This window comes from uncultured Phenylobacterium sp. (assembly GCF_902826855.1).
Taxonomy (GTDB): Bacteria; Pseudomonadota; Alphaproteobacteria; order Caulobacterales; family Caulobacteraceae; genus Phenylobacterium.
In genome coordinates this window covers 1,428-7,004 of sequence record NZ_CADEGK010000218.1, presented here as the reverse complement: position 1 = coordinate 7,004, position 5,577 = coordinate 1,428, and the positions used below count along the sequence as shown (strand labels likewise).

The following is a 5,577-nucleotide window of genomic DNA, read 5'->3' as shown; positions in this document are numbered from 1 at the left end:
CGGCCTTGTAGCCGGGCTCCAGCACGCCGAGCTTGTCGAAACCCAGGATGCCGGCGCTGCCGACGGTCGCCGCCGTGAAGGCTTCCTCTGCGCTGAGCCATTGCGCGCTGTCTGCATCGCTCACGCGCGACAGGAACGCGGCAAGCCGCAGCGCCTCGAACATGTTCTGCCCGTCCGAGGTGTTGGTGGCGTCCGTGCCGATGCCCAGGCGCACCCCGGCGGCCAGCAGCTGCCGCGCCGGCGCCACGCCGGACCCGAGCCGCAGGTTGCTCATGGGATTGTGCACGATGCCGGCGCCACGATCGGCCAGCCGCTTGATCTCTTCCTCGTCGAGCCAGATGCCGTGCGCGCCGCTGAAGCGCGGCGACAGCACGCCGAGATCGTCGAGATGCGCGACGAGGCTCCGGCCGAACTTCTTGTGACCGAGCACCGCCTGCGACTTGCTCTCCGCCAGATGCGTCTGCAGCCGCACGTCGAACTCTTCGGCGAGACGACCGCAACCGGCCATGAACTCCGCCGAGCAATGCAGCGGAATGGTGGGCCCCAACGCCGGCCGCACCAGCTCGCGATCATGCCGCCAGGCAGACAGCACCGCGCGCGCGGCATCGAGAATGGCCTGCGCCGGTTTCGCCCGCATGGCCTCGGCGCGCGTGCGCAAGTCCGGCGGCAGTGCGTCCATCAGGCCAGGCAAGGCATCGTAGAGCGCGTGATCGGCCATCATCGGCGCCAGCACCGCGCGCATGCCGACATCGGCGTAGGCGTCCGCCATGGCGGTGATGCCCTCGATGCTCGGGAGCGGATACTCCACGGTGAGATCGTAGGCGGCGGTGCAGCCCTTGCGCACCAGCTCGATCGCCGTCAGCTGCGTGCTGAGATACTTGTCCGCGATGCTGCGGCTGCCGTTGATGGCGCCACTGGCGGAGAGGAACACCTCGAGCGGCACGCGGTCTTCCACCAGCCCCTTGCCAAGCCCGCCGTGGCCATGCGTGTGCCCGTTGATGAGCCCTGGCACCAGCAGCTTGTCGGCGCCGTCGATGCGCGTCACGTCCTCGCGCGTGATGCGGCCTGCGGGCTCGATGGCGCGAATGCTGCCGCCTTCGATGAGCACGTCCGCGGCGTCTGTCGCCTTCCCATCAGCGCGCAGCACGCGGGCACCGGTGATGAGTGTGGCTGTTGCGGTCATGGCGCGCTCCCTCGATGCGTGCCGCCATGCTACGGCGCCGCCGCGTGCGAGGCGAGCCAAGACATTGCCTGCGAAGCGGGCAGAGCGCGCATGCCATGGACGGTGGAGAATGGCGAAGGCGGCCGCTCCACCTGCAACGTCATCCGGGCGAAGGCGGGGATCCCCGCAAGTCAGCCGCGGGAGAACACGGTCCCGCAAAGCGCACCGGGTCAATCAATCGCAAGCGGGGATGCCAAGCGCCCCAAAGCGCGGGCTCAGGAGGCCGTGCGCTCGATCTTCTGCGCGGTGCCGTAGCGGTATCGGTTGAGGATCCAGACGCGCACGGCGCTGGAGAGGCCGCCGCCGTCTCGGCCCTGATCGATGCGCGCGATGAGCTGCGCCACCGGCACGCGCTCTTCGGCGGCGAGGTTCTTCAGCGCCTCCCAGAACGAGGCCTCGAGTGAGATCGAGGTGCGGTGCCCCGCGATCGTAAAGGAACGCTTGACGGGTCTACTCATGTCCGTAGCGCATCATTGGCCCGCCCTCTATGCGGCCGCCCGAATGGGTAGCCCATGCCGCTGCGTGCGGGGGACGATGTTGCGTCCCGGCCGTCACGCGGCCCGTCAGTCGTTGCTCGCCTCGCCCTCGAAGCGGTGGCCGTCATGGCGCCGCTTGTCGAGCGATTGCTCGGCGGTGTGCTGCATCCGCTCGGCTTTCGGCATGCCGAAGCGAAGCCGGCGCTCGTTTGCCCGGCGCTCGCGTTCGGAGGCCTGTTTGGCCTTGCGGTAGCGGTTGAGATTGACGATGGTGCCCATCACGCCTCCGGTCCAATCATCTTCCGTGGATCGACCACGCGCTCGAATTCCTCCGCGGTGACGTAACCGCCACCGACGGCCTCCTCTTTCAACGTCGTGCCGTTCTTGTGCGCGGTCTTGGCGATCTTGGCCGCGTTGTCGTAGCCGATCTTCGGCGCCAGCGCCGTGACCAGCATCAGCGAGCGGTCCAGCGCCGCCTTGATGTTGTCTTCACGCGCCTCGATGCCGGCCACGCAGTGATCCGTGAAGCTGACGGCGCTATCGGACATCAGCTGCACCGACTGCAGGAAATTGTAGGCCATCACCGGGTTGAACACGTTCAGTTCGAAGTGGCCCTGGCTGCCGGCGAAGGTCATGGCGGCATTGTTCCCCATGATCTGCGTGCACACCATGGTCAGCGCTTCGCACTGCGTCGGGTTCACCTTGCCCGGCATGATCGACGAGCCCGGCTCGTTCTCCGGCAGGGCCAGTTCGCCCAGGCCCGAGCGTGGGCCGCTTCCCAGGAAGCGGATGTCGTTGGCGATCTTGAAGACCGAGGCGGCCACCGTGTTGATCGCTCCGTGGCTGAACACCATGGCGTCGTGGGCGGCCAGCGCCTCGAACTTGTTGGGCGCGGTGATGAAGGGCAGGCGGGTGATGGCGGCGATCTTCTCGGCCACCAGTTCGGCGAACCCCACCGGTGCGTTCAGTCCGGTGCCGACCGCCGTGCCGCCCTGCGCCAGTTCGTAGAGGCCGGCCAGACTGTCCTTGATCCGCCGCACGCCGTTGGCGATCTGCTGGCGATAGCCGCCGAATTCCTGGCCCAACGTCAGCGGCGTGGCGTCCTGGGTGTGGGTGCGGCCGATCTTGATGATGTTGGCGAACGCCGCCTCCTTGACCTTCAGCGCGGCGTGCAGGTGTTCCAGCGCCGGCATCAGCTCCTTGGCGACCTGTTCGGCGCAGGCGATGTGCATGGCCGTCGGATAGGTGTCGTTCGACGACTGGCTCATGTTGACGTGGTCGTTGGGGTGGACCGGCTTCTTGGAGCCCATCACCCCGCCCATCATCTCGATGGCGCGGTTCGAGATGACCTCGTTGGCGTTCATGTTCGATTGGGTGCCCGAGCCGGTCTGCCAGACCACCAGCGGGAAGTGGTCGTCCAGCTTGCCGTCGATCACCTCCTGGGCGGCCGCCACGATGACCTTGCAGATCTCGGGGTCCAGGCGGCCAAGCTCCATATTGGCCTCGGCGGCGGCGCGCTTGACGATGCCCAGGGCGCGGATCACCGACTTGGGCTGCTTCTCCCAGCCGATCTTGAAGTTGCCGATGGAGCGCTGGGACTGGGCGCCCCAATAGACGTCGTTGGCGACCTCGATCGGGCCGAAGGTGTCGGTCTCGGTGCGCGTGCCAGCCATCGGAAGTCCCCCATCGTTCGCCCAACGGTTTACCCCGTGGGTGGGAGACTGCAAGGCGCCGGACCGCTATGAGAGCGCCCGATGAGCGAAGCCTGGACCCAACACGGCAAGGTGCGCGTGCGCGAGGCGGACGGGGTCATGGAGGTCGTGGTCGACGGCCTGACGACCCAGGCCAAGTACTACAAACCGCTAATCTACGAGTTCTTCCGCAAGGCCTGGCGGGGTTCGCGCCCGGCTTGGGGAGAGTTCGCCGTGGAGATCGCCATGGAGTACGTCGGCGACCCGCCCTGGCTCGACCTCGACAACCTGGCAAAGGCCATCCTCGACGCCTTGAAGGGTTACGCCTTCCACGACGACGCGCAGGTGGCACGGCTGCTGGTGGAGCGCAAGCCCGGCGATCGGGAACGGATCACCGTGCGGGTGGCGAGGCTGGGTTAGGTCGTGAACCTACGGGGCGACCGTCACCATTGCAGCGCACGCGTGGCGCGAGGCGTCACACGCGACCCCAAAGTGGACGTTCGGGACGCAAGCTAGGGGTAGTGGGGGGGACATTCGTTGATGCGCCAGGAGCTTGCCCTAGACTAGGATGCAACACGAATGACTGGCCGATCCCGCCTCGCCCTAGCGATGCCCGCTCAGCAGCTGCTCCCGTGAGCCAGGCCGAGGCCGCGGTGGCGTTCGCTTCGGTGCTCTCCGTTCACGAGCCATTCTTCGATCATGAGGTCGAGCGCCCGCAGGGACGGCTGCGATCGCGGTGTTACGCCGCCTCCATCCATGTACCGGACGTCCTGGTGTCCGCGGTCCGAGCCGTGGTGTTTAGAGGCTCGCGGGTTGTTGTGGTGAGCGAATCCGACGGCACGCACCACGTCATGCCCGGTGGTCGCCGCAAGTCGGGTGAAGCTCAGGAAACGACTGTGCGGCGCGAACTCCTGGAGGAGTGCGGGTGGCACGTGGGAGAGCTTCGACCGTTCGCGTTCCTGCATTTTCAACATCCAGGCCCGACGGCCCCACCCGCCTGGTGCGATTTTGCGAACGTCATCTATCTCGCTGAGGCCACCCGCTACGACCGGCGGGCCCTTGACCCTACGCAGGGCAAAGTACGCTCCCGGCTGATGTCGACGAAGGCGGCGTTTGGCGCCGTAACCGATCGTCACCGGGCGATCCTTGCGGCGGCCCTGTCAGCCAGACAAAGGGCCCGGGCGACGCCGTAGGATCTGGCGCGCAACGAAACCGGCCGCGCCCTGGGTGGGGCGCGGCCGGCGTTGTACGAACCGTCCAAAGGGGTGGTGGACGGCTCAGCGATACTGCTGGAGACGCGTGGTGCGAAGGCCCGCCATCCCGTGGCGCTCGATGGAGCGCTGCCAGGACAGGAACTCGTCGTTGGTGAGCGAATAGCGCTCCAGCGCCTCCTCAAGCGATATCAGCCCGCCGCGCACTGCCGCCACGACCTCCGCCTTGCGGCGGATGACCCAGCGCCCGGTGTTGGGCGGAGGCAGGTCGTTGCGGGTGAGGGGCGCGCCCGTCGGTCCGATCACGTAGGATTCGCCGCGGCTGTTCGTGCGCGTCTGCTGTTGCTGCAACATGGGCTTTTCTAGCGCCTCACCATCACTGATTGACGTGCAGCATACGGGTCGGGCCCTAACACCGGCTGAATCGCTTTAGTAAACGAGCACCTACTCATGCGATCCTCCGTGTCCCAAATTAGTACAATTGAGTTTATTAACAGAATTCAACGTCAATTAACGCCAAGTATCATCGCTTGATGTTGATGAGTTCTTCGAGCATCTGATCTGCTGTCGTAATAATCTTCGACGACGCGGAGTAAGCTTTCTGCGTCTGGATCAGGCCCGTGAACTCGGCGGAGAGGTCCACGGTCGAGGCTTCGAGGCTGGAGGGCGAGATACGGCCGGCGCCACCTTCGCCGGCTTCCTTGATCACCATCTGTCCGGCGTCGAGCGAGGTGCGATAGGCGTTGCCGCTGATCGCCTTCAGGCCATCGGCGTTCGGGAAGGTGGCGATGCCGACCTTGGCCACCGTGCGGATCTGGCTGTTGTCGTAGATCGCCGAGACCACGCAGTCATCGTCGACCTCGATGGCGACGCTGTTGCCGACACCGGCCGCGTTCGCGCTGATCGAGTTGACCGTCGAGGCCGCGGAGTACTGCGAAATCTTGGTCATATCGATGTCGATCGTCTGCGCGGCGATA

7 protein-coding genes and 1 pseudogene (1 of these 8 cut by a window edge) are annotated in these 5,577 nt (G+C 66.2%); 2 read left to right on the top strand and 6 right to left on the bottom strand.

The window, feature by feature from the left end:
* The 4 genes from QZV94_RS21300 to fumC all read right to left on the bottom strand — a co-directional run.
* A partial coding sequence (locus QZV94_RS21300; protein WP_293681656.1) for an amidohydrolase family protein occupies positions 1–1,183 on the bottom strand: 1,183 nt, incomplete at its 3' end.
* A gap of 254 nt (positions 1,184–1,437) precedes the next feature.
* The gene (locus QZV94_RS21295; RefSeq protein WP_293681653.1) at positions 1,438–1,680 is read right to left on the bottom strand and encodes a ribbon-helix-helix domain-containing protein; all 243 of its coding nucleotides are present in this window, start codon (positions 1,678–1,680) and stop codon (positions 1,438–1,440) included.
* 105 nt (positions 1,681–1,785) lie between these two features.
* Positions 1,786–1,977 (bottom strand): DUF4169 family protein, encoded by a 192-nt coding sequence (locus QZV94_RS21290; RefSeq protein ID WP_293681650.1) that lies wholly within the window; start codon positions 1,975–1,977, stop codon positions 1,786–1,788.
* Positions 1,977–3,371, bottom strand: coding sequence for a class II fumarate hydratase (gene fumC, locus QZV94_RS21285; protein WP_293681647.1), 1,395 nt, complete (start codon positions 3,369–3,371; stop codon positions 1,977–1,979). Before fumC ends, QZV94_RS21290 begins: the two co-directional genes overlap by 1 nt.
* 81 nt (positions 3,372–3,452) lie before the next feature.
* On the opposite strand from fumC, the gene QZV94_RS21280 reads away from it, so the two are divergent.
* Together QZV94_RS21280 and QZV94_RS21275 are read left to right on the top strand one after the other, a co-directional pair.
* Entirely contained in the window at positions 3,453–3,809 is a 357-nt protein-coding gene (locus tag QZV94_RS21280) for a RusA family crossover junction endodeoxyribonuclease (protein WP_293681644.1), read from the top strand.
* 212 nt (positions 3,810–4,021) lie between these two features.
* Complete coding sequence (locus QZV94_RS21275; RefSeq protein WP_293681641.1) at positions 4,022–4,582, top strand: NUDIX domain-containing protein; 561 nt, start codon at positions 4,022–4,024, stop codon at positions 4,580–4,582.
* An 84-nt stretch (positions 4,583–4,666) separates the two neighbouring features.
* Here the strand turns inward: QZV94_RS21275 and QZV94_RS21270 are convergent, their stop codons facing one another.
* Entirely contained in the window at positions 4,667–4,954 is a 288-nt protein-coding gene (locus QZV94_RS21270) for a DUF1153 domain-containing protein (RefSeq protein WP_293681638.1), read from the bottom strand.
* Positions 4,955–5,123: 169 nt separating this feature from the next.
* Positions 5,124–5,577: pseudogene (locus QZV94_RS21265) on the bottom strand (flagellar hook protein FlgE) (it continues 931 nt past the right edge of the window).

What these genes read in the sequence shown, in the direction of transcription:
- QZV94_RS21295 (WP_293681653.1), bottom strand. Translation starts at nt 1,680, where the DNA reads ATGAGTAGACCCGTCAAGCGTTCCTTTACGATCGCGGGGCACCGCACC.
- QZV94_RS21280 (WP_293681644.1), top strand. Translation starts at nt 3,453, where the DNA reads ATGAGCGAAGCCTGGACCCAACACGGCAAGGTGCGCGTGCGCGAGGCG.
- QZV94_RS21290 (WP_293681650.1), bottom strand. Translation starts at nt 1,977, where the DNA reads ATGGGCACCATCGTCAATCTCAACCGCTACCGCAAGGCCAAACAGGCC.
- QZV94_RS21270 (WP_293681638.1), bottom strand. Translation starts at nt 4,954, where the DNA reads ATGTTGCAGCAACAGCAGACGCGCACGAACAGCCGCGGCGAATCCTAC.
- fumC (WP_293681647.1), bottom strand. Translation starts at nt 3,371, where the DNA reads ATGGCTGGCACGCGCACCGAGACCGACACCTTCGGCCCGATCGAGGTC.